The sequence below is a fragment of the Mucilaginibacter sp. genome (assembly GCF_964263795.1).
Classification (GTDB): Bacteria; Bacteroidota; Bacteroidia; order Sphingobacteriales; family Sphingobacteriaceae; genus Mucilaginibacter.
Genome location: NZ_CAXVWK010000016.1, coordinates 36,108 through 58,733, shown reverse-complemented (window position 1 = coordinate 58,733; position 22,626 = coordinate 36,108). Strand labels below are relative to the sequence as shown.

At 47.2% G+C, this 22,626-nt stretch carries 18 protein-coding genes; 4 read left to right on the top strand and 14 right to left on the bottom strand.

Annotated elements, in window-relative coordinates; translation table 11 throughout:
- Positions 1–25: 25 nt before the first annotated feature.
- The 8 genes from ACE5CV_RS01685 to ACE5CV_RS01650 all read right to left on the bottom strand — a co-directional run bounded on the left by ACE5CV_RS01685 (position 26) and on the right by ACE5CV_RS01650 (position 14,190).
- A complete protein-coding gene (locus tag ACE5CV_RS01685; protein WP_374948416.1) occupies positions 26–3,889 on the bottom strand; it encodes a gliding motility-associated C-terminal domain-containing protein in 3,864 nt (1,287 codons plus the stop codon).
- Between the two features lie 53 nt (positions 3,890–3,942).
- Positions 3,943–7,845 carry a gliding motility-associated C-terminal domain-containing protein gene (locus tag ACE5CV_RS01680; protein ID WP_374948415.1) on the bottom strand — a complete coding sequence of 1,301 codons (3,903 nt, stop codon included), beginning with the start codon at positions 7,843–7,845 and terminating at the stop codon, positions 3,943–3,945.
- Between the two features lie 13 nt (positions 7,846–7,858).
- Entirely contained in the window at positions 7,859–8,839 is a 981-nt protein-coding gene (locus tag ACE5CV_RS01675) for a glycoside hydrolase family 43 protein (RefSeq protein WP_374948414.1), read from the bottom strand.
- 2 nt (positions 8,840–8,841) lie between these two features.
- Positions 8,842–9,588 (bottom strand): YdcF family protein, encoded by a 747-nt coding sequence (locus ACE5CV_RS01670; RefSeq protein WP_374948413.1) that lies wholly within the window; start codon positions 9,586–9,588, stop codon positions 8,842–8,844.
- A 240-nt stretch (positions 9,589–9,828) separates the two neighbouring features.
- A complete protein-coding gene (locus tag ACE5CV_RS01665; protein WP_374948412.1) occupies positions 9,829–10,461 on the bottom strand; it encodes a gluconate 2-dehydrogenase subunit 3 family protein in 633 nt (210 codons plus the stop codon).
- Between the two features lie 6 nt (positions 10,462–10,467).
- On the bottom strand, positions 10,468–12,201 hold the full coding sequence (locus tag ACE5CV_RS01660; RefSeq protein WP_374948411.1) for a GMC family oxidoreductase: 1,734 nt from the start codon (positions 12,199–12,201) through the stop codon (positions 10,468–10,470).
- A 44-nt stretch (positions 12,202–12,245) separates the two neighbouring features.
- Positions 12,246–12,911: a DUF1080 domain-containing protein gene (locus ACE5CV_RS01655; RefSeq protein WP_374948410.1), complete on the bottom strand. Its 666-nt coding sequence runs from the start codon at positions 12,909–12,911 to the stop codon at positions 12,246–12,248.
- A 280-nt stretch (positions 12,912–13,191) separates the two neighbouring features.
- Entirely contained in the window at positions 13,192–14,190 is a 999-nt protein-coding gene (locus ACE5CV_RS01650) for a hypothetical protein (RefSeq protein ID WP_374948409.1), read from the bottom strand.
- Positions 14,191–14,366: 176 nt separating this feature from the next.
- On the opposite strand from ACE5CV_RS01650, the gene ACE5CV_RS01645 reads away from it, so the two are divergent.
- Complete coding sequence (locus tag ACE5CV_RS01645; protein ID WP_374948408.1) at positions 14,367–15,599, top strand: DEAD/DEAH box helicase; 1,233 nt, start codon at positions 14,367–14,369, stop codon at positions 15,597–15,599.
- A gap of 81 nt (positions 15,600–15,680) precedes the next feature.
- Positions 15,681–16,556 (top strand): sugar phosphate isomerase/epimerase family protein, encoded by an 876-nt coding sequence (locus tag ACE5CV_RS01640; RefSeq protein ID WP_374948407.1) that lies wholly within the window; start codon positions 15,681–15,683, stop codon positions 16,554–16,556.
- A gap of 87 nt (positions 16,557–16,643) precedes the next feature.
- On the opposite strand, the gene ACE5CV_RS01635 is transcribed toward ACE5CV_RS01640, so the two are convergent.
- Genes ACE5CV_RS01635 through ACE5CV_RS01625 form a run of 3 tightly spaced genes read right to left on the bottom strand, consistent with a single transcriptional unit; the run spans position 16,644 to position 18,091 of the window.
- A complete protein-coding gene (locus ACE5CV_RS01635) occupies positions 16,644–17,222 on the bottom strand; it encodes a pentapeptide repeat-containing protein (RefSeq protein WP_374948406.1) in 579 nt (192 codons plus the stop codon).
- Between the two features lie 9 nt (positions 17,223–17,231).
- Positions 17,232–17,378 (bottom strand): hypothetical protein, encoded by a 147-nt coding sequence (locus ACE5CV_RS01630; protein WP_374948405.1) that lies wholly within the window; start codon positions 17,376–17,378, stop codon positions 17,232–17,234.
- Positions 17,375–18,091, bottom strand: coding sequence for an alpha/beta hydrolase (locus ACE5CV_RS01625; RefSeq protein WP_374948404.1), 717 nt, complete (start codon positions 18,089–18,091; stop codon positions 17,375–17,377). Before ACE5CV_RS01625 ends, ACE5CV_RS01630 begins: the two co-directional genes overlap by 4 nt.
- A 55-nt stretch (positions 18,092–18,146) precedes the next feature.
- Between ACE5CV_RS01625 and ACE5CV_RS01620 the strand changes: the two genes are divergently transcribed.
- Positions 18,147–18,725: a peroxiredoxin gene (locus ACE5CV_RS01620; RefSeq protein WP_374948403.1), complete on the top strand. Its 579-nt coding sequence runs from the start codon at positions 18,147–18,149 to the stop codon at positions 18,723–18,725.
- A 175-nt stretch (positions 18,726–18,900) separates the two neighbouring features.
- Positions 18,901–20,073, top strand: a complete 1,173-nt coding sequence (locus tag ACE5CV_RS01615) for an alpha/beta hydrolase fold domain-containing protein (protein WP_374948402.1) — start codon at positions 18,901–18,903, stop codon at positions 20,071–20,073.
- A gap of 127 nt (positions 20,074–20,200) precedes the next feature.
- On the opposite strand, the gene ACE5CV_RS01610 is transcribed toward ACE5CV_RS01615, so the two are convergent.
- Genes ACE5CV_RS01610 through ACE5CV_RS01600 form a run of 3 tightly spaced genes read right to left on the bottom strand, consistent with a single transcriptional unit; the run spans position 20,201 to position 22,499 of the window.
- Positions 20,201–20,977 (bottom strand): molybdopterin-dependent oxidoreductase, encoded by a 777-nt coding sequence (locus ACE5CV_RS01610; protein ID WP_374948401.1) that lies wholly within the window; start codon positions 20,975–20,977, stop codon positions 20,201–20,203.
- Positions 20,967–21,659, bottom strand: a complete 693-nt coding sequence (locus ACE5CV_RS01605; RefSeq protein WP_374948400.1) for a cytochrome b/b6 domain-containing protein — start codon at positions 21,657–21,659, stop codon at positions 20,967–20,969. Before ACE5CV_RS01605 ends, ACE5CV_RS01610 begins: the two co-directional genes overlap by 11 nt.
- A 42-nt stretch (positions 21,660–21,701) precedes the next feature.
- Positions 21,702–22,499, bottom strand: coding sequence for a DUF1223 domain-containing protein (locus ACE5CV_RS01600; RefSeq protein WP_374948399.1), 798 nt, complete (start codon positions 22,497–22,499; stop codon positions 21,702–21,704).
- Between the last annotated feature and the right edge of the window lie 127 nt (positions 22,500–22,626).

Below are 22,626 nucleotides of genomic sequence, written 5' to 3'. Positions count from 1 at the left end.
TGTATGCGACAGCTTGCAGGGCTTTTTATCTGAGGATGGTTACCGAACCCGAAAAAGGCGCTGTACCTGTTTTGATATCGATCATATAAAAATAGGTACCAGCTGTCAGCAATTTACCCTGGTACTCGCCATCCCAGGGTTTGCTGTATCCAATCGACTGGAAGATCTGCTTGCCGAACCGGTTGTAAACCGCTACGGTGCAATTAGGGTAACTCTGCAAAACGGGCAGGTCCCAAAAGTCATTCACACCGTCGCCGTTGGGGGTAAAAGTATTATTAATGACAATGGTACATTCTGTTTCGGTTTTAACCTTAGCCGTAAACCCAGCCGATTGAATTACGGGGTTCAACAGGCAAGCACCGCCACTGGCCAGGGTGCAAGTTACTACATCGCCATTAGCGAGGGCGGTAGTGGAGAAAGTTGGGCTGTTAGCTCCTGCTATGTTGCCATTTATGCGCCACTCGTAAGCCGCATTGTCGCCAGGCCCTACATTGGTTGTGGTTGCCGTAAAGGTAACCGTACTGCCCGGGCAAACCGCATCGGTAACAGACGGCGCAATGGTAATACCGGTAGTCACAATTTCGCTTAGTAGCAAACTAGTTGCTGCAGATGTTGCTGATAAAGGGGCACAACCATCAATATTGGTAACGGTACAGCTTACTTTATCGCCGTTGGCCAGTGCTGCACTAGTGAAAGTATTTAATGTGGCCCCTGCAACCGCAGAGCCGTTAATATTCCACTGAAACGTGGGTGCAGTACCGCCGTTAGTATAAGTTACGGTAAAGGTTACCGGCATGCCGATGCAGCCGCCTACGCCACCCTCAGGGTTTATTTTTACCGCAGGTGCCGATGACGAAACGGCCGTTACCTTAAATGTTGCAGTTGCATTGTCCAGTATGCTTAGGTCATCACTCGCAGTAAGTGTAACTGTAACCGGCACGCCAATGGCGATGGGTGTACCAGCTGCGGGCGATTGTGTTATGGTAACGTTAGCAGTGCAATAGCTAATGGCTTTCGAAGCAGCTACATAGTCAGGCATGGTAGCCGCGCATGACGATGAAACCGGGGTGCTGATATCTGCAAATGTAGAGGTAAACTGAACCGGGCTGGTCACATTTACATTAACCGGCGTAATGCGGGCGTTACTTACGCTGGTATTATCCACATGGCCGGGATTCCCGTTGCCGGCAATGGTTGTTACTACGCCGCCCGGAGTGATCTTCTTAATTTTGTGATTGTCACCGTCGGCGATATAGATGTTGTCGGCAGCGTCAATTGCTATGCCTTCCGGGTTGCTAAACAGCGATTCGTTAAGCTGTCCCTCCGCATCTCCGGCAACGCTGCCGGCGTAAATAGAAAACTGGCCGTTAACAACTTTGTAGATCTTATTATCTGCAGACGCCACGTATATTGTACCCTTGCTGTCTATAACCAACCGCTTAAAGTGCACAGAAGGCGCAATAACTGCCACAAGCGTTTTCACCGTACCATCCGGTGATACTTTTTTTACCGAGTTCACATAATTGTTATCACTGGTAGATACATACATATTGCCGTCTGCATCAAAGGTTAAACCAACAATACCGCTAAAACCGGCGGCAGTGCCTACACCATCGGCATTAGCCTGTACTGCGTTGCCGGCAAATACGGTTGCTATAGTGCCATCGTTACTTACCTGGTAAATGCGGGCCTTATCTGCAATAAAGATCCGGCCGGCAGCGTCTATTGCAATAGCTTCTGCGTCAACAGGATTATTGCCATTAGCTGCTTTTAGCGCCGCAGTGGCAAATGCGCTTACATCGCCTTTAGGTGATATTTTGCGGACCAGCAAGTTCAAAAAATCACAAATGTAAACGTTGCCCAATGGGTCGGTAACGATGGAAGATAAGCCGCGGCTAAAACGTGCCACCGTATTTTTCCCATCCTGGCTGCCTACAGATCCACTGCCTGCAAAAGTAGTTACGCGGCCGGCAGCGCTTAGCTCCCTGATCATGTAATTACCCGGATCCGCAATAAAAATGTTGCCCTGGCCATCTATAGCCAGGTTTGACGGTGCGTTAAATTCCGCATTGAGCGGGTTTGCAGGGTCGGGCCCGTACCCGGCGGTAACATTTATTGTTTGCGGGCCAACGCTGCTGCAATTAAAATTACCATTACCTAATACGATAACGGGCGGCTGCTCTGCCGGGTCGGCGGTTATGGTAGCAATATCAGCAAATTTTGTTTTGTATGATCCGCCTGTATTCAACGGCAACGTTATTGGCGGCCCTTTTGGATTTACTGTTGGATATTTGATTGGCAGCGGATCGGCAGCTACTGTAAATTCCTGCGAAACAGGTACTGCCTCTTCATAATCTGTACTGCCTGCCTGAAAGGCGGTTATAGTTGTGGTACCCGGCCCCACCACATGGATCTTTCCATCAGTAATAGTGGCCACCTGGGCGTCACTACTTGTATAGGTAAACGGTATAGTGTTGTTACTGCTAACAGCGCCGGCATCAAAATCCAGGTCGCGCTCTTTTTTGCCGGGTAGCGTTGGGAAGGTGATGGTTTGCCTGATCAGGCCCGGCAGCCGGATCTCGATCACTACACTAGTCGCATTTTTGCCTGTTGTGTTATAGGCAAATACCGAAAATTGGCTTGCCTGCAATTTTTCTGTCGGTGTACCGCTTATAATTCCTGTTGTAGGGTCAAAGCTAAGTCCCGGCGGTAAATTAGGCTCAATGTAGTAGCCTGTTGTCACTACCTTGCGGATGCGGTTATTTACCGGATCCGCTACATACACGTCACCATTTGGTGCTACGGTAACGCCGCCGCTGCCGTTAAAACGTGCCGCCTGGCCAATGCCATTGGCATAGCCCGCTATATAACCGCCTAATGTAGTTACCGATCCTTCCGAGTCGAAACGGCGGATCTTACTGTTTCCGTCGAAAAAGTATAGCGTTTTCATCGCATCAAGCACCATGCCCGAGGGTTGGCTTACCCTTGCCCCCTTATAAGTGCCATCGTAGTCGCCAGGCAGGGCGTTCCCTACTACGGTAAGCACATTCCCATCCTCGTCTATTGTCCGCATCATAGAAAGTTCGCCCACAAAGATCTTTTTACCATCAGGTGTAACAGCTATCGCACTTGGCCCCCTGAAGGTGGCCGCCGTACCCTGCTGATCCGCGTCGGATGATACGCCTCTGCCGGGATTGGTGCTGCCAGCGATGGTGCGTACGCTGCCATCAGGTGCAATGCCCCTTATCATATTGTTACCGTAGTCAGCTACATATAAAAAGCCGGCATCATCTACCGCTATACCGGTAGGATTGTTAAACCTTGCCGCTTCGCCCTGTGCATTCGTAACCCCGGCAAAGCCACCTTTGCCTGCAACTGTTGTTACCAGCCCGGCCGGTGTTATTTTACGTATAGTGTTTCCTTTTTTATCAGTTACATATAGGTTGCCCGCCTTATCAATGGTCATCCCGGTAGGTGCAGAAAAACTGGCCAGGATGCCCAACCCGTCTGCAGTGCCGTCGGCACCACTGCCTGCAAAAGTGATTACCAATCCGCCGGGCGTTATCTTACGGATCACGTTATTGCCCGCATCGGCCACATAAAGATTACCGGCCGCATCTATGGCAATGCCTGTTGGTGAGTTAAAGGTGGCGGATGCTTTTGGGCCGTCGGCCGCGCCGGCCGCACCCGTGCCTGCAAAAGTTGCTACTTCAGAAAAAACCGTAGCCGGCACAGCACCGCCCGCATTAGCTGGGCCGAAGGGCGTGATCGGCACACCAACGGTAAACGACTTAGGCGAATCATATGTGATATCCGGCGCTTGCGCGTAGCAATTGCAGGCCGCCAAAATGGCAACGAAAAACAACAGGCAGCACCGGGTCCAATTCACAAACGGGTTAAAATGTAATTACCTGAATATTGCCAGGTGGTTTATAAATATAATCAGCGTATAATGGTTACCGAGCCGGTAAGTGGTTTCTTGCCGGTTTTGGTGTCAACAATATAGTAATAAGTTCCGGCAGATAAAACGCGCCCCTGGTAATTGCCGTCCCAAGGTTTGCTGTACCCTACCGATTGGAAGATCAGCGCCCCATAACGGTTAAAGACAGATACCCGGCAGTCCGGATAGTTCTGTAACACCGGGATCTCCCAACGGTCGTTTATACCATCGCCATTAGGCGTAAATGTATTGGGCAAGGCAATCTGGCAGTCATCTTCGGTACGTACTACCGCAGTATAACTATCTGATGTTACTATAGGGCTTACCGCGCATGTCGCGGCAACGGTAACTACGCAAGTTACTGCATCGCCGTTCATTAGGTTGTTAGTGGTATAGGATGTGCTGTTTTGGCCAGCATTTACACCGTTAACCTGCCATTGATAAGACAAGCCGCTGCTGCTCACTGGTGTACCCGATGCAACTACAATAAAATCAATGGTACTGCCCGGGCATATTGGGCCGGCTACAGATGTTATAACGGTAAAAATCGCATCAACCGCAGGATCGGCGGTGATGGATGCCTCGTTAGATGGGGCGGATTGAACAGGTGCACAGCCATCGCTGTTGGTTACTACGCAGGTGATTTTATCGCCGGTTTTTAAGGTAGATGATGTAAACTCGGCCGAGGCGGTATAAACGGAAACGCCGTTAACCAGCCAGTTATACGTGGGCGCAGTGCCCCCATTTGTAACCGTGGCTGTGTAAGTAACCGCTACACCCTCGCAAGCGCTTGCCAAAGCAGGGGTTACAATTACTGCCGGGGATGGAAGTTGGCTGGCCGTTACTTTAAAGGTAACTGTGGCTTTGTCATACGGGCTCAAATCATCATTAGCAGTAAGTACTACATCAACTGTTTGGCCATCGCTTAAAACTGTCCCGGCTGCAGGCGTTTGTGTAAACCGGATGTTGGTTGTGCAGCTGCTTTTTGCAGTAGCAGTAGCTGTATAATCGGGGACTACAGCTGGGCAAACGGCCAGGTAGGGAATAGTTACCGGCTGGTAGGTAGATGTGATGGTAATAGGGCTGGTGATGATCACCGGTATATCTGTTGTTTTTTTGTTGGATGTGCTGGTGTTATCTAAAAAACCCGCGGTAGTGCTCCCGGCAATAGTGGTGACCACCCCGCCCGGCGTGATCTTACGGATCATGTGGTTATCCGTATCAGCAATATAAAGGTTGTCTGACGGGTCGATAGCAATGCCCTGCGGGTTAGAGAACCGCGCTGCTTGCCCTGTACCGTCTGCCGAACCGATGGCACCCACTTCGGTACTGCCGGCAAAAACGGTTAGCTGGCCAGCCGGGGTAATCTTATAGATCTTTGGTTCTGACGAGGCTACAAATATATCGCCCTGGCTGTTCACCACTAAACGGGTAAAGCGCAGCAAAGGGTCGCTTTTATAGTAAATGGTACTCACCACACCTGCCGGTGTAACTTTACGTATAGTGTTCTGATCATTCAGCGCTGACGAACTGACAAACAAATCGCCGTTAGGACCAAAGAAGAGGCCGGTAATGCCGTTAAAGGCAGCGGCGGCACCAACCCCATCAGTGTTATTCTCTAAATTATTCCCGGTGTATTTTAACCCGCTCCCGGCAAATACCGTTGCCGAACTGCCATCATGCGTAACTTTATAAATGCGGTACCCATCAGATACGTAAATGAAACCTGCCCGATCAACCGCAATAGCCACGGCCATCATCGGGTCCAGGTCGTTAAAAACCCGCAAGGCATCATCGGCAAATGTACTTACCACACCAGCCGGCGTTATCTTACGGATCAATGCATTTTCCACATCACACACATAGGTATTACCGTCGGCATCAGTCGCGATGCTGAGGAGGTTCCGGCTAAAAGATGATACTTTGGGCTGTCCGTCTACCCGCCCCGGCGAACCGCTGCCGGCCAGTGTGGTAACACGGGTATCGGTACCAATTTTTCTAATTTTATAGTTGCCCCTGTCAGCAATGTAAACGTTACCGGTGGTTTGGTCATAAACCAGGTTGGTGGGATGGTCAAATCTTGCACTGAGGGGGTCGGCCGGGTCCGCACCATAGCCGGCGGTAATACTAACCGTTTGGGGGCCAATGCTGGTACAATCGTAAAGAGATGTTTCAAGTTTGATCTCTGCTTCGGGCTGGGTAGCATCAATGGCAATATCGGCCACCTTATCTGTAGTTACAGTTACCTTTCCGGTTTCATCAACAGGAATGATAACGGGGTTACCCTTAGGGGTAACCGTTGGATATTGGTAAACAATGGGTACAGCACTCACAACAAGCGTTTGCGAAACCGGTGTGGCATCGGCAAAATTAGGGTCGCCTTTTTGATAGGCAGTTATGGTAACGGTTCCCGGCCCCAAAATATGGATCTTACCATCGGATATCGACGCCACGCTGATGTCGCTGCTCTCAAAAGTTATCGGTAAATTAGGGTTGGAGCTGTTGGCCACCAGCGGAAAATCGAGGTCGGTTTCTTTTTTTGGTGGCAGCGGCCCAAACGTGATAGTTTGGGTTTGTGGTGTAAAAACGTTTACCTGGATATTAACCACGTAAACGCCTTTACCCTGTGTGTTGTAGCCAATAATAGTGTAATCTTTTGCCGGCGACGGCGCAGTCGGCGTACCGCTGATGATCCCGGTGGTGCCGTCGAAAATGAGGCCGGGGGGTAGTTCCGGAAAGATCTGGTAGCCGGTTGTTGAAACCCTTCGGATTGCGTTGTTGCCGGCATCAGCTACATATAAAAATCCGTTGGCATCAAGCGTTACACCTGCCGGCCGGTTAAATGCTGCTTTAAGGCCAATACCATCAATGAACCCTGCCGTTTCCGGCGTGCCAGCGAGTTTAGAAATAAAATCCTCCTGACGGCCAAACCTGCGAATAAGGTGGTTGCCCATATCAGCTATGAACATCGTGTTAGCCTGATCTATCGTAATCCCGTAAGGGCGTTGGAAAACAGCTGTTTTAGAGTCACCGTCATATGGGCCGTAAGAATGGACTACGCCGGCAACCGTACTCACAATTGCCGAAGGGGTTACCCGGCGGATGATCTCGGCGTTTACCACATACAAATTTCCTTCGGGGCCGGTAATAAGGTGTGCCAACCCGTAGAAAGCAGCAGTTACGCCCGGGCCGTTAATATTACTGGCGGAATTGCCTGTACCGCCGCCGGCAAAAGGCACAACGTACCCACCCGTTGGGGGCACCTGCCGTATCCTGGCATTGTTGGTATCCGTAATATAGAAATTGCCATAAGCATCGATAGTTATGCCTGTTGGGTTGTTGAACGTGTTATTGGTAAGGCCAACCGTACCCGGCACGCCGGCAAAAACGGTTACATCGCCGGCAGGAGTTATTTTACGAATAAGTTGATTGCCCTGGTCTACAACAAATAAGTTGCCAGCCGGATCAAACACCATCCCTATAGGGTGCGAGAACCGGGCAGCTGTTCCGTTGCCATCCTGGTAACCTGCTGTACCATCACCTGCAAATGTGCTTACTACACCTGCCGGGGTTATTTTGCGGATAACGTTATTATCTGCATCGGCTACAAAAAAATTCCCGGCGGCATCCTGTTTGATGTCAAGCGGACCTTTAAAAGTGGCCAGGTTGCCTGTGCCGTTCGCGGCACCTTCGCTGCCATTGCCTGCAAATGTTGTTACCTCGCCATAATTGTTAGCCGGAACAGTACCGCTGCCAGCCCTGGGTATGGGCGTTAAAGGCGTAATAGGAACACTAACCCGATAGTTTTGCGGTGGTAAATCACGGAACTTTGGCGATTGGGCGTAACTATTGTTCACCGCTGATAAGGCAATCAGATAGCAAACAATTTGATATAGCCGTTTCACAAGCCCACGCTGGTTATTTTATCTTAGCTGCGGTAACGCCCTCATTGGTGATCTTTACCGGTTTGATCAATCCGTTGGCATCAAACTCCATCTTATCTACACAAGTTACGCGGTGGTTCCCATCAGTTTCGGTCAACGGGCGGCGGTGGTAAATTATATACCATTCATCTTTACCCGGCACCTGTACTACCGAATGGTGGCCCGCACCGGTTGCTACCGCTGCATCCTGCTGCAATACGGTGCCAATCTTTTTAAACGGTCCATTAATGTTATCGCCCACCGCATATGCCACGCGGTAATCCGGGCCTGTCCAGCCGCCTTCGCTCCACATAAAGTAGTATTTGCCCTTGCGGATAAACATTATCGGCCCCTCTACATAACCTTCGGGCGTTATAGAGCGGTATGTAGTACCGTCGCTAAACGGAACAAGGCCGGTAAAGTCGTTTTTCAGCTTCGCGATATTGCAGTGGCCCCATCCGCCGTAAATAATGTAGTACTGGCTGTCTTTGTCTTTAAAAACAAACTGGTCTATAGGCTGCGCACCGTTGATGATCTTGTCAATAAGCGGTTTGCCCAGGTAATCCTTAAACGGCCCCTCGGGTTTATCGGCAACGGCTATGCCTATGCCCCCAACAGTCTGGTCGTTCTGGATATCATTCGCACCAAAGAAGAAGTAGTACTTGTTATCTTTTTTAACCAGTGCCGGCGCCCACATGGCGCGTTTTGCCCATTTCACATTTGAGGAATCGAGCACGTTATCGTGTTTGGTCCAGTTCACCAGATCTGGCGAGGAAAAGGCATCGAAATGCACTTGTTTATTGTACTTGTCTGAGTAGGTTGGGTAAACCCAGTATTGCTTGCCAAAGATAGTTGCCTCCGGATCAGCATACCATCCCTGGAAAATAGGATTGCCGGATGTTTTTTTGGTTTGGGCCCCTGCGCTGTACGCAGTAATGCCGATGAGGAATGTAAATATCAGCGTTGCTTTTTTCATGATCAGATGTGTTTAAAATAAGTAACTATATAGCCAACTATCTCTTTGGTGTAGCGGCCCCACGTTCCAAATGCATCAGCACTTGGTAAAAGGTCGCTCCATTCCAGGTCGCCCTTTACAATAAAATCTGCAGGGAAGGGAGTCACGTCCAGTCCTGCTTTTTTAAAGATCAACAAAGCGCGGCGCATGTGAAAGGCTGATGTCACCAATAAGAATGGTGGCTTAAGCCGGGCCTTCTGCAGAATCTTTTTGGCGAACAAAGCGTTTTCAATTGTATTCCGCGCCTGGTTATCTATCAGGATGGCGCTATCGGCATAATGCATTTTATGTAACTCATTATTCACAAAATCGCCTTCGCGAAATTTGCCGGGTTTGATATCGGCATTGCCGCCGGTAAAAAGCAAATGTGTTGCCCGGTGTGTAGCCAGTAATTTGGTAGCCTGAATAAACCTGTCGGCACTTTGATTAAAGATGCCCTTTTTGTCGTCGCCTTCAGATACAAAGCCGCCCAACAAAATTACGCTGCTGTAAATTTTGCCGGTAGGCGGGTAGGTGCTTACATCCCATTCACGTGCAAATATTTTAATAAGTGCCGTATTGCCAAACAGGTAAAGTAAAGTTACCCCCTTAATCAGCAACCGTTGTTTGCGCCTGGTATTTTTGCAAAATACCGCATATATAAGCACTGCTAATGCCCATGTGAACGGGTATATAAAAATTACCAGCAGTTTAGAAAGGATGAAATACATACGGTTTATAAGTGCGGTACAATTTAGCGCTTTTTTTTATTAGCGGGTGCAACTGGCTTATATTTCGGAGCTCCAGTTGCAAATAAAGGTGAGGTTGCATGTGGCTGAATCCATACTAATTTGCTCCGGAAGGATTTCTTGTTGCTAACGTGCAGTCGTAAGGGCGCTTTTTTCCAACAAAATCGCTAACAAAAAAAGCCACCCTTTACAGGTGGCTTTGCTTATCTGACTCAGTTCAAATCAGATCTTAACATTTTCCATTCCGTATTGCTTCAATACATCAAGCGGTACGCCTTCCCATTTATTGGGGGCGTTACCGGCGTAGCCGATATCTTTGGTGCCCATTTCGCTGCTCCAAAATCCGGATGCCGTTAAATCACGCATGCGGTTAAAAAAAGCAACGCCCTGTGCCATTTCTGCTTTGGCCTTGTAAGGGTAAGCGATCTGGTCGAGCAGTTCTGTTTGCTGTGCTTTGGTGCTGGCAATAAATGTTTTGCCGTAGTGGTTAAGGCAGTACAGATCCAGCCATTTTAACCCGCCGCGCATTGGCAACTTATGGCTCGGGATATCCTTAACAATAAATTCAATAAACTCGGGTACTTTGGCATCACTTGCGCTGCCCGATTTATCATCCTTTGGGATAATAATATCTGCCAGCAGGGTAATGGTGGCCATTTCGTGATCATCAAAATATTTTTCGTCCTTTATTTTCTTTTCCCGTTCAACCTCGTCGGCGGTGCGGCCGGGTACAGCTGCTTCTTTGCCCGATGGTGTTTCGGTTTGGTTTTTTTCACCGGGTTTACAGCCGCCAAGCAGCAAGCCTGTTGATACGGTGCCTAACCCTATGGCTTTAAGTGTGTCGCGTCTGTTCATGATGAGTTATACATTAAGTTGTTTACGTTGTTGTAAGATATACTCGGCCGTGCGCATACTCAGCGCAAGGATGGTCCAGGTGGCGTTTTTATCGCCCTGTTGCACAAACGGCGCAGCATCAACCACAAAAAGGTTTTTACAGTCGTGCGCCTGGCACCATTTGTTTAGCGCCGATTTTTTAGGATCGTCGCCCATACGTACAGTGCCAACTTCGTGAATAATTTTACCTGGTGCCTCCAAACCATAATTGGTCTCCGGCCCTTGCTTAGTGCCGTAAATAGCGCCCATGCCATGTAAAATTTCTTCAAAAGTATCCTGCATATGTTTAGCCTGGTTAATCTCGTCATTGGTCCATTTGTAATGAAAGCGCAACACCGGGATACCATATTTATCAACAACGTTAGGGTCAATTTCACAATAGTTATCAGCACGGGCAATAGCGGTACCACGGCCGGCCATGCCTACCTGGGTGCCATAAAAGCGGCGGTAATCGTCTTTCAGCCCAACGCCGTAACCGCCGCCATCTTTTTTCTTACCATCGCGCCCCGGTACGGCACCGTTCATGTCTTGTATGCCGCCACCAAAACCGTAGCTGGGCATGTGCATACCGCCACCATACTCAATGTGATAACCGCGTGGAAAATTCAATTTTTTGTTATCCAGCCACCAGGGCGAATAAATATGCACGCTGCCTACGCCGTCTTCATTATAACGCTTGCGGTCCATTAGCTGCGGCAGGAAACCTCCTGCGCCGGATCCGGTGGAATCGTGCAGATATTTACCCACAACCCCGCTTGCATTTGCCAAACCACCCGGATGGGCGGCCGATTTAGAATTAAGCAGTAAACGCGCGCTTTCGCCGGCGCTTGCACCTAATATTACCATTTTGGCGTTCACCTGGTACTCCTGCATATCATCCTTGTTAACGTATGATACGCCTGTTGCCAAACCGTTTTTGTCGGTAAGCACTTCGCGTACCATTGCATTGGTGATCACTTTTAGGTTACCGGTTTTCATAGCCGGAATAACCAGGCATGATGACGCCGAAAAATCGCCGTAAACTTTGCAACTGCGGCCACACTGCCCGCAGAAGAAGCATGCGCCACGGTCTTTGTTGTTTGGCAATGCTTCGGTTAAAACCGAGCCACGGCCGGTAATTACCTTTACGCCGGCCTTGGTAGCGCTTTGTTTAATAAACAGTTCGTTTAAACGCGGTTTTGGCGGGGGCAGGAAAATGCCATCCGGCTCACTTTCAATATTCTCCTTAGTGCCGTAGATGCCTATCATCCTGTCTACCTTATCGTAATAGGGCTTCAGCTCATCGTAGGTGATTGGCCATGGGTCGGTCAGTCCGTCTTTAGGCTTAAAATCGTCCGGGCCCATTCGCAGCGAGATACGGCCCCAGTGATTGGTACGGCCGCCCAGCATCCTTGCACGAAACCATGAAAATTCAGTTTTATCTTTGGTAGTGTAAGGTTCGCCTTCCAGCTCCCATCCGCCATAGGCTGCGTCGAAGTCGCCAAACGGACGGGTAGTACCTGCACCACGGCGGGCCGATTCCCAGGCCCACTTTAGTTGGTGCGAATCGGTCTTGGGGTCAAAAAATGCCCCGGCTTCCAGCATGAGCACTTTTACACCTGCGTTGGCCAGTACATAGCCGGCCATACCACCGCCCGCGCCCGAGCCTACTACGACCACATCATAAGTGGCGGTGGATTTTTTAATCTGTAAATCTTCCATTTAATAAATTATATGTCGAACTATAATGTTTTGAATTGGTTGGCTTACAGTTGTTTAAGCTTGATGTTTTTGTAAGCTACAACAGCGCCATGCTGCTGTAAAGCGATGTGGCCTTTTGGGTATTTGCCAAAATCTTTCCAGGTTTTAAATTTGCTGTTATTGATCAGTTCTGTCCACTCGGGGCTGCCCATCTGCACGTTTATCACTTCTTTGCCATTTAGCCAAAATACCAGGTGGCCTTTGTCGTTACGCAGTTTAACAGTATTCCACTGGCCGGCAGGTTTTGCTGCATCGGCCGGGGCCGCTTTCATATCATATAATGAACCGGCAAGGTGATTGGCCTTTTTATTATCCTCGGCCTTTTGGTTATCTAAAACCTGCATTTCAATACCGCTCAGGTAAGTTGCACCTAAAGCAGGGTCTTCGTGCACGCCAAAGATGACACCGCTGTTACCACCCTCGGCAATTTTCCACTCAAGAGATAGCTCGTAGTTTTCGTACTCCGCATCGGTGATCAGGTCGGCCTGGTTTGGCGCTTTAGGGTCTAAGGTAAGTGCACCGTCAACTACGCTCCATGGGCCGGCATCGGTATGCAGGTAGCTGTGCCATCCTTTGGTAGTTTTGCCATCAAACAGCGGTTGTGTTTTTTGTGCCGAAGCCGACAAGCCTAAAGCGGTAAGTGCTAAGGCGCTTAACAATAATTTTTTCATAGCATGTAAAGTTTTAACAGCGTTGGGATGCTGCCATAGATTATAAATTAGAATAGTAAATGTAGGATTATTTTTGAATGATGATATAAACGTGAAGTTATCAATCGAAAAAATTACGGAAGGGATTTATTGAATATAGCGATGGTTTTTACATTTATTGCTAAAGCAAAACGATGCCAATAAACGGATTGGTAGGCATCCCGGATAGGTGTACAGCCAACATTCAGGCGAAATATATTGTCCCCGGCTTACAGATAATCAAGCTTTAATCAGTTGCTTATTATCGGTTGATAAGGAAGGAGAGGCCCGAAGATACGCCCACGGTTGCATAACCGTAGCTTTGCTGGAACGAAAAATTATAATCGTCCTGACCACGGTAACCGCCCCCGGCCATTATTGATACATCCTTCAGGAAGGGCAGATGGTAATAATATTTAAGGGCAACATTAACGCGTTTCTTGATGTCGAAAGCGCCGTAATTATTGTATTTGTCAGCTATATAAGTAAAATCGAACTGGATGCGCTGCCAGTTATCAAATAAGTAGGTGTCGGGCTTTATTGGGTCGGCAACACGTTTGGCAAGGTTGTATAAAAAGGTTCCGTTTACACGCACAAATCCATAATGGCCATCTAGCCCTTCGGCAGCGCCGGTGCCAAACAAACCGGAGTGTACCTCTAACCCTACTGTGGCGTAACGGTTTATAATACGGTCGGTTTTATCCGTCCGGTGGCCGGATGTGTAATTAAGCGAATAAAAATTGGTTGAAAATTTACCGCTATCCACATTAAAGCGCCCATCGGGCAATACAGTTGGCCCACGTACCCCATTAGAGTGGTGGGTATAGCCCAGCGATAAAAACTTCGGGTTAAATGGGTCATTATTTAACCTGCTGTAAAGCATACCGCCCGGCATATAACTGGGCGATTTGACGGGAGCACCCCGGGTAGCCAGCAGCCTGATCTTGATCCGGGTAAAAGCGTTAAAGAAAAACCGCGACTTAGGCGTATTAAAAACTACAAAGTTGGCCACCACATCGGCAACTAACTGCGTTTTTTGAGGCTGGAAAAATTCTTGGCCGAAAAAAGATGTTTTTAAGTTTTGCTGGTAAATGCTGTTAAAATCCCGGTTAAGGATGCGTTTGGCGATAGTAGCTTTATTAGTGCTATCCCTTAGGTAACGGGCAGAATCGGCAGTTGCCTCAGCCGCATGGCTTGTAAACGGGAGTGTAAAAAGAAGGACAATATATAAGGTAAATAAGCGAAGTAAGAGTTTGATCATCGTATATAAGGAAATTAGGGGGCTGAAATTTGTTATAGTACAGGCATAAAACTGTATTGTTTGTAACAGCGGCAGTGTTTTGTACAACCAAATGTATAGTTTACCATGTCATTACACAGTAAACATCGTTTTACATAACTAAATGCCTATCTTGCAGATCAATTTTTAACAGAATAGTGACTTTTCAGGATTTCAATTTTAACGACCAACTACTCGAAGGCGTACTTAGTATGGGTTATAATACCCCAACACCCATTCAGCAAATGGCCATCCCGGTTATTTTAAATGGCGACGACCTTATAGCCTGTGCCCAAACCGGCACCGGCAAAACAGCTTCATACCTGCTGCCGGTATTAAACTACATCAGCAATACACATAAACATCAAACTACCGCCCTGGTGCTTGCGCCAACGCGCGAGCTTGCACAACAGATAGACCAGCAGGTAGAAGGGCTTGCCTATTTTACCGGCATCAGCTCGCAGGCCGTATTTGGCGGCGGCGATGGTATGGCTTACGAACAGCAGCGCCGCGGTATCCAAAATAATGTAAACATTATTATAGCTACGCCGGGCAGGTTAATTGCCCATTTAACATCAGGTGTCTTAAAGTTTAATGACATCACACACCTGGTGCTGGACGAGGCCGACCGCATGCTTGATATGGGCTTTTATGATGATATTATGCGTATTGTAGGCTATCTGCCCAAAAAACGGCAAACGCTTTTATTTTCAGCAACAATGCCGGGCAGGATCCGCACGTTGGCTAAAAATATCCTTACCGATCCGCAGCAGATCAATATCGCCATTTCCCAGCCGGCAGCAGGCATCGATCAGCAGATCTATCGCCTGCACGACCAGCAGAAAACGCCTTTGCTTAAGATGTTGCTTAAGGATGCCAGCTATACCAGCTCTATTATATTTGCATCGCGAAAGGAAATAGTAAAATCGCTTTATAAAGAATTAAAGCACGCACATATTGATGCCGCGGCCTTTCACTCAGACCTGCAGCAAGGCGAGCGCGAAGAGATCTTGTTGCGTTTTAAAAATAAAAAACTGCCTGTTATCATCGGCACCGATGCGTTATCACGTGGTATTGATGTAGAAGGGATAGATCTTGTAGTGAATTACGATGTGCCCGGCGACCCGGAGGATTATGTGCACCGCATTGGCCGTACAGCCCGCGCCGCAACAACGGGTACTGCCATAACCTTTGTGAACGACCGTGACCTTAAGCGCCTAAAAAGCATTGAACAGCTTATTGACAAGCCGATAAATGTAAAGGAACTGCCTGAAGAATTAAGGGCGATTGAGCCGGTTAAAGAAGAGCGCCCGCATGGCGGCCCGCGTACAGACAGCAAACGCAAGCCTAACAGATACAAGGGAAATAAACCGCGCCCGGCAACAAATTAAACCTTGTAAAAATTATGTGGTCTATTTGTTTGTATTAGTCAATGCGTTACTTTTACACAAACCAAATTAAATAACCAGATAATGACAACCAGACGTTCGTTCCTGAAAACCACTTCCATGCTATCTGCAGGGCTGTTGGTAGCGCCTAATTTGTTTGCACGAAACAAAAAATACATTGGCTTACAACTGTACACCGTGCGCGATGCTATGGCGAAAGACCCGGCCGGTACACTTGCAAAAGTGGCACAGGTAGGCTTTAATTCTGTTGAGAACGCCACTTATACCGGCACCCAGAAGTTTTATGGGATGGAAGCGGCAGATTATGCCAAGCTTTTAAAAGATAACGGACTGATAAGCCCGAGCGGCCACTATATGCTGGGCGAAGGTATGGGTGCTACAAAAGGCACTATAATTAACGAATGGCAAAAAGCGGTTGACGATGCAGCAGCAGTTGGCATTAAATATATGGTTTGCGCTTACTTATTAGACAGCGAACGCGGTACTTTAACCCATTACAAGCAAACTGCTGACAAATTGAACAAGGCCGGTGAGGTATGTAAAAAGGCAGGCATCCAGCTTTGCTACCATAACCACGACTTTGAATTTATTAAACAGGATGGCAAACTGCCATACGAAGCCTTGCTAAACTTTACCGATCCTAAACTGGTAAAAATGGAAATGGACATTTACTGGATGTACCGCGCCAAGCAAGACCCTATTGCCATGTTTAACCGCTATCCGGGCCGTTTCCCACTTTGGCACGTAAAGGATATGGATAACACCCCTAAACAAATGTTTACCGAAGTTGGTAACGGCGTAATTCCGTTTAAAGACATCTTTAAGCATGCAGGTAAGGCAGGGTTAAATTATTTCTTTAATGAGCAGGACATTTGCCCTGGCGACCCTTTTGATAGCATTACTAAAAGCTACAGCTATATTAAACAAAACCTGGTATAAGTAGTGGTCAGATATTAAAAGCCGTGCATTGCAAAATGCGCGGCTTTTACGTCTATGCCTGAGCCGGACTACTACTACTTAAAGCTGTTAAACAACTTTTAACTGGTGCTTGGTTAATAAGCCTGCTAAGCCCTGCATAGAAAATACCGCTTTTTTTAGCTTATTTATTTCCGGATCGATATCAAAGTTATATGCAGTTGTGAAGTTTACACTGCTAAGGTCGGTTTGGCTAAATACAGCGTTGGTCAAGTCGCACTCGCTAAAGGTAGAGTTGGTTAAAACCGCATCGGCAAAGGTTACTTCTTTAAGGTTGCATTTGCTAAACTTAGTTTTTACCATCTTTTTACCTAAAAAAGAGCTATAATCGAGCAGGCAATTATCAAATTCAACACTAAATAAAAAGTCTGCGCATTTACTGAAGTTTACACCCAGCACCTTGCAGTTTTTAAATGTAGCATCGTTAAGGGTGCTCTGGTCAAGCTTCATCATTGATAGGTTGCAGCTATCGAAACTGCACTCCAAAAACTTATTGGCAGTAAAACTGCTGTTCGCAAAATCGCAGTTGCGGAACGTGCAGCTTTGAAATTCTTTGCCGCGTACAGATATATCGGTAAAGTTTTCTTTTTCAAACAGATGGTCTTCGTAGGCTAATTGGTCTATCAACATAATTGCTGGCTAAATCTTATTTATTTCACTCACCAGATCTGCTATCATACCTGGATTTTTAATTATCGCAGCATGCCCTGCGTTGTCATAGTTGCAGGTTCGGATCTCCGGGTGTTCTTTCAAAAATTGCTGCAGGTATTCATGCGGTAGTGTCATATCATGTTCGTCATAAGCCAGCCAGTGGTTAAGCTTCGGGCCGAATTGGTATAAGTCGTGCATGTTAAACGCTGATGCGGCCGGCCATAACGTTCTTCAAAGCTGTCCAAAAATGCTTTGCGGCTGTGCTCAGCTACGCCGGCATTTTCCATGGTCTTCAAAAAATTCTCATGAAGCAGGATGATCGGGGTTATGCTGATGAGCAACTTAGGGGTTATAGCTAATTCATTCAAGGTTACCACGTTGGCAAGCCCACCTGCCGAGTGGCCAATTACCACATAAGGCGGGCCAAATTTTTGGATGACGGCCTTAGCCGCAGCAACAAACAGCAGGATGTTGGATAGCTCTCCTTCTGAACTGCCGCAGGCGGGCGCATCAAAAGCAATAATCTCCACATCTTCAAGTTCCAAAAGCGCGGTTATCATTTCGGCAAAATCTGCTGCTTTTGAACCCCATCCGTGGGTGATCAATATGCTATTTTTTCCGCTGCCCCACTTAAAGCCGTTAACGGTCAACAATCCATTTGTAAAATATTGATCATGAACGCCTACCGTAAATTTTTCGGCTTGGCTTAACAGTTGCTCCTGGTGCAGCCTTAAAGGCATTTTTGGCGGATAACAAATAAGCCGCCAAAGCATTTCTATTAGTTGGGGCGTGGTGGGTTGCCGGCCCAGTTCCCTTACCTGGCTGACTATCTGCTTTAGTTTTTTCATAGAAATGGTGCGTACAACAAAGCTATACAATGTTACGTACTCACTTTAATAATTGATGATGGAAAAATCGCAGCCGCACAATACCACGTATATGAAAGAGATGAACATAAAAATGATTAAATATTTGCTGATAATTTTAGGGGTGTCTTTTTTATTTGCATGTACCGCTCAGGCACAAAAGCATGTGGAAGCAGGTGAAAAGGCCCCGGTATTTTCATTATACGACCAAAAGGGAAAGGTATTTAACATGGCCGATGAAGTAGGCAAGCACACGCTGGTCATCTATTTTTACCCAAAGGACGAAAGTATGGTTTGTACAAAAGAGGCTTGCGCGTTTCGCGACAGCTTTGATGATTTTACCAAAGCCGGGGCTAAGGTTATCGGTATCAACTCGGGTACGGTTGCCAGCCATAAAGCATTTGTTGATCATTACAAGCTGCCGTTTACACTGCTAAGCGATCCGGATAACAAGGTTTACAATTTATTTGGCGTAAAAAAGAAGATGTTTATGAGCGGCCGCGAAACATTTGTGGTTGACAAAAAAGGTAAAGTTGTTTATGCCCACGCAGCCATGCTGCAAGGCAAAGAGCATGCCGACGACGCCCTTAAATTTATCAGGACTGCTAAAAATTAGACTCATCACGCCAAGACATCCGAAGCGTGATTAAAAAATATGGATGCCCATAAAGTCGAATAATGCCCTTATCTGAACAAACTTACGGTAAGGCAAAAGCGGCAAGGTGGTGGGTGTACTGGAGTTTATTTTACTTAGCTTGTGCCGAACTTTGGAATTATAACAACGGCAACGAATGGACGGTAAGCCACTACTTATTTCACAGAAAGGGAGCATGATCCGCCTGATATTATTAATACTGATCTTTTTAATCTCATTACTTACGGTATTTAGGGCACCGGCCTATTACCTGTGGCTGCTGGCTATTGGCGTAACAGAATTCCCGATGGTGTTTATGGCTATAACAGGTATTTTACTCATCGCCGGCATCTGGCTGCACAAATATCAGCTGGCTTGTAATGTTTTCGGCGGGTTGGCCCTGTTACTTTTATTATCACCAATTGTAAGGGCCTATGTCGTTTCGGCCACATTGAAACAAAATTTTGTAGCGGCGTTTGGCCCAGGCAGTGCCAATGTAAAAGGCGATAGCACAAAGTTGCCGTTCAACATTTTCCGCATATTTGGCGACCAGCCCAGCGGATCGTTTAAAACGTTTGTTTACAATACCGATAAGGATGTGCCTTTAACCCTGGATTTTTACAAATCGTTTACCGGTGGTAAAAGGCCCTGTGTAATTGTGGTACATGGTGGCTCGTGGAGCAGCGGCGATAGCAGGCAGCTGCCTGAGCTGAATGCCTACCTGGCTACGGAAGGTTATAATGTAGCGGCTGTTAATTACCGTATGGCACCTAAGTACAAAACACCGGCCCCTGTAGAGGATATTAGCCAGGTTTTTAAATACTTAAAGAGCCATGCAGATGAGCTGCAGATAGACACCGGTAATTTTGTATTGCTTGGGCGTTCTGCAGGGGCGCAGATAGCATTACTATCTGCCTATACCAAACCCGAACCGGGCCTTAAGGGAGTTGTTGATTTTTACGGCCCCGCAGACATGGTTTGGGGCTATTCGCTACCATCCAACCCGTTGGTAATGGATTCGCGGCTGGTAATGCGTAACTATATCGGCGGCTCGTATGAGGCTGTGCCGGATAAGTTTGCAGCAAGTTCGCCAATCGAATTTGTTAACCGGCAAACTGTACCAACGCTGCTTATCCATGGCGATAACGATGTGCTGGTATCGCCAGTTCACAGCCAAAAGCTTAGCGCCAGACTAAAGGCCAATAACATTAAACACTTTTGTTTGCAATTACCCTGGGCTACCCACGGGTTTGATTATAATTTGAATGGCCCGGGCGGCCAGCTATCTACCTACGTTGTTGAGCGGTTTATACATACCGTAACCAAATAATATTAAAAAACAGCTATCATAGGTACTGATTGCCGGTATGGGTTGGGGCATTTCCTTCACCCAACTACCGATCTTACCTTTTACGGGCAAAATAATTACGTTGGCGGCCACACCAATACCTGTGATCTTATAGTCCTGAATAATAATCGTACCCTATGCGGGCCCAATAATCAGGCGGGCGGGTATCGCTAAACGTAATACTGCCTATACGTTTAAGGTTTTTGATGCCATATTTAACCGGGATGATCAACCTTAACGGTGCGCCGTGGTTCATAGGCAGCGGCTGGCCATTCATTTCATAAGCCAGTATAGTTTGCGGATGGATGGCACTTGGCATATCCAGCCCCACCTGGTAACCCTTGTCAGGTGTCATCATGCCTACATAGCCTAGCTGAGTCTGGTCGGCAAGGTTAAAGTGATTGATAAAATCTATCAGTTTCAGGCCGCCCCAGTACTGGATCTGGTCCCAGCCCTCCACACATTTAAAATCAAATACAATCTCTGTTTTAGGCAGGGCTTTGATCTGGTCGATAGTAATATCCATCGTCTGGCCATTAGCTTTTGTTACCTTCAACTTCCAGTCATCAACCACAAATTTACCGCCCATACCAATGGTGCTGTTAACACGCACATTTTTAGCAGCCATTGATTTTGGATAAGTTTTTACTAAATTGTTATTGCTAAAGAAATTACGGAAGGCCAGCTCGGTTTTGTTCAAGGCACGGCGCAGGGGCACTTTGGCACCTGCGGTTATCCCCGGGGCTTCTTTTGGCGTATGGTATAGCCATTGCCAGCCCTTATAAAAAGCCGCACCCATCAATGCAAATACCCCGAATGAAATAAAGTTACGCCGGTTGATCTTCTCATCTACAGTCAGCTCTTTGTTTGGCTTTTTATTTTCCATCTTCTTCGGGCTTTACAACAGGCTCAGGCTGTTTGTTTACGATCTCAAATCCGGATACAACCGAGCGGAAATTGTTCCAGCCGGCTAATATTACCTGTACAACGTGTATCACAAAAAAAAGCACATAACCTATAGTCAGCACAAAATGCTCGATACGTGCGGCGTGATAACCTCCGCAAAGCCAGGTAAGCGTATTAAATTGTACCGGTTTATAAATGGCCAGGCCGGTTATTAATGATCCGAACCCCATTACAATGACTGCCGTATAGGCAATGCGCTGTGCGGCATTATATTTATTTTGTGTGGGCGCCATTTTACGAATGTGCAGGTCATGCAGTAACACCAGCCACGCCTCTTTAAATGATCTGCGCTGGGGTACCAATTCGCGCCATGATCCCGAAATGATTGTATATAGTACGTAAATGATACCGTTTAACGCAAATAACCACATAAACAGGAAATGAAAGGCCATGCCCTCGGCCAGCCTGCGCGGTATGTTTAATGCATCGTAAAAGCCCTGCGGAAAAAACTTGTAATACGTATGCCCGAACAGCGTGATAGAATAGGTATCGCTCGCCCAGTAAATGAGCATCCCGCTCCATATCATAATGGCCAGCAGCGGGAAATTTACCCAGTGCGTCCATCGCATTAAAAGCGAATGTTTCTCTTTGATTACTTTCATTTTATCGGGGGCATTGCGATTGGTAAAATTAGCTGTTTTAATTTAGTTAGCCGCACTATAAGTAGTAGGTAACGCAAAACGGGCCGCGGCTATAATATTGCCGTTGGCGGGGTTTTGTACAAAGGCTATCACCTCATATTCACTCGCTTTAAAGCCTGATGGTAATGCCAATTGCACGTTGCCCTTGTTAGCAGTTATTGCCGAACTTTTTAACTGCGTTACAATTTGTACGTGCGATAAAGTGCGGCCGCTATTTTCGCCCCGTTTTACAATCGTGGTGGCGTTCTTTTTTACCAAAGCAAGCACCAGCGAATTTCCGGTAGCGCTTTCTGATGTATAACTAATAGTGGGTTGGCTATTGCCGGTTTTTATATCAACCAGCTTCAGCGCTTTTATAGCGGGTTGATCCAGCCCCGCACGGATGGCGTTGCGCAGGGTGCCCTCCTGCGAGCCTACAAATTCTTTACGGCCGTTTACAATAACCTGTGGAGTATACACCGAGCTGAGTTTTAACCATGAGGCATAAGTACTTTGCCTGTGCGAATAATCTGCGCTGCTAAACACATCTTTCCATCCCAGGCGGTTCCAGTAATCAACATGGTAAGCCAATATGTACACGGATTTGCCCTTATATTCCTTTTCAATTTTAGCTACAACCGCATCTGCTGCGGGGCAACTGGAGCAACCTTCTGAAGTGAACAGCTCAACAACCGCAAAGCCCGTGTTTTCACCGGAGCCGTTAGTGGACGGTGATGTTTTTTTTGACCCGGTGAAGGCGGCCGCTACCAGTACACCGACAGCCAGCAGCAAAGCAAACGCAAATATTTTTAGGGCTTTCATGATCTTTGTTTTAATGGTTGGTCGGTAACGGGCGTATATCCTTACAAATAAATTTACATTTTAATCGGTTACATCTTGTACAACGTACGTAAATTACAAAATGTACAATAGTTGTAAGGATTAGTTC

Excerpts from the sequence above, each read along its gene's own strand:
- ACE5CV_RS01630 (WP_374948405.1), bottom strand. The coding sequence starts at position 17,378 with ATGACACTACCGCATGAATACCTGCAGCAATTTTTGAAAGAACACCCG.
- ACE5CV_RS01665 (WP_374948412.1), bottom strand. The coding sequence starts at position 10,461 with ATGAACAGACGCGACACACTTAAAGCCATAGGGTTAGGCACCGTATCA.
- ACE5CV_RS01670 (WP_374948413.1), bottom strand. The coding sequence starts at position 9,588 with ATGTATTTCATCCTTTCTAAACTGCTGGTAATTTTTATATACCCGTTC.
- ACE5CV_RS01625 (WP_374948404.1), bottom strand. The coding sequence starts at position 18,091 with ATGAAAAAACTAAAGCAGATAGTCAGCCAGGTAAGGGAACTGGGCCGG.
- ACE5CV_RS01655 (WP_374948410.1), bottom strand. The coding sequence starts at position 12,911 with ATGAAAAAATTATTGTTAAGCGCCTTAGCACTTACCGCTTTAGGCTTG.
- ACE5CV_RS01640 (WP_374948407.1), top strand. The coding sequence starts at position 15,681 with ATGACAACCAGACGTTCGTTCCTGAAAACCACTTCCATGCTATCTGCA.
- ACE5CV_RS01675 (WP_374948414.1), bottom strand. The coding sequence starts at position 8,839 with ATGAAAAAAGCAACGCTGATATTTACATTCCTCATCGGCATTACTGCG.
- ACE5CV_RS01635 (WP_374948406.1), bottom strand. The coding sequence starts at position 17,222 with ATGTTGATAGACCAATTAGCCTACGAAGACCATCTGTTTGAAAAAGAA.
- ACE5CV_RS01660 (WP_374948411.1), bottom strand. The coding sequence starts at position 12,201 with ATGGAAGATTTACAGATTAAAAAATCCACCGCCACTTATGATGTGGTC.
- ACE5CV_RS01615 (WP_374948402.1), top strand. The coding sequence starts at position 18,901 with ATGGACGGTAAGCCACTACTTATTTCACAGAAAGGGAGCATGATCCGC.
- ACE5CV_RS01605 (WP_374948400.1), bottom strand. The coding sequence starts at position 21,659 with ATGAAAGTAATCAAAGAGAAACATTCGCTTTTAATGCGATGGACGCAC.
- ACE5CV_RS01610 (WP_374948401.1), bottom strand. The coding sequence starts at position 20,977 with ATGGAAAATAAAAAGCCAAACAAAGAGCTGACTGTAGATGAGAAGATC.
- ACE5CV_RS01620 (WP_374948403.1), top strand. The coding sequence starts at position 18,147 with ATGATGGAAAAATCGCAGCCGCACAATACCACGTATATGAAAGAGATG.
- ACE5CV_RS01600 (WP_374948399.1), bottom strand. The coding sequence starts at position 22,499 with ATGAAAGCCCTAAAAATATTTGCGTTTGCTTTGCTGCTGGCTGTCGGT.
- ACE5CV_RS01650 (WP_374948409.1), bottom strand. The coding sequence starts at position 14,190 with ATGATCAAACTCTTACTTCGCTTATTTACCTTATATATTGTCCTTCTT.